Source organism: Polynucleobacter sp. AM-26B4 (assembly GCF_018882285.1).
Classification (GTDB): Bacteria; Pseudomonadota; Gammaproteobacteria; order Burkholderiales; family Burkholderiaceae; genus Polynucleobacter.
Window position 1 is genome coordinate 1 of sequence record NZ_JACVOT010000005.1, and the last position, 440, is coordinate 440.

Here is a 440-nt window from a genome sequence, read left to right on the forward strand (position 1 = left end):
GTCACCATAAACCTTCGTGCGGTTATCCGCAGTCAAGGTGATCGGACGAGCGGTGATGGCTAATGTGCCATTGTTATAAGTAATATCGTAGTTAGCATTATTGGCATTAGTCACTGTGCCTTGTGTGATCGATACATTACCCACATTCGTGGATGATCCAGCGGTTGTTGTTACTGCTCCACTCAATGACTGGCTGTTGTACATGCCACGGCTAGTACCTGTGCCATCAGCCGCTACCGCAAATGTCAATGTTGGGTTGGCATCACCATACACACGTGTCTTGTCATCAGCCGTTACAGTCACAGGACGACGATTCACTGTCAATGTGCCATCAACAAACGTGATGTCATAGTTAGAGTTATTGGCATTTGTGACCGTGTTCTGAGTAATAGCGTAAGCATTGACGTTAGAAGCAATCGTTGCCGCTGTTGTTACTGAGC

The 440-nt window shown here is 46.8% G+C and carries 1 protein-coding gene; it reads right to left on the bottom strand.

Going from position 1 to position 440, the window contains the following annotated elements; all coding sequences use genetic code 11:
* Positions 1 to 440 (bottom strand): MBG domain-containing protein (locus tag ICE88_RS08430; protein WP_216252043.1); only part of this gene is annotated, 440 nt, incomplete at both ends.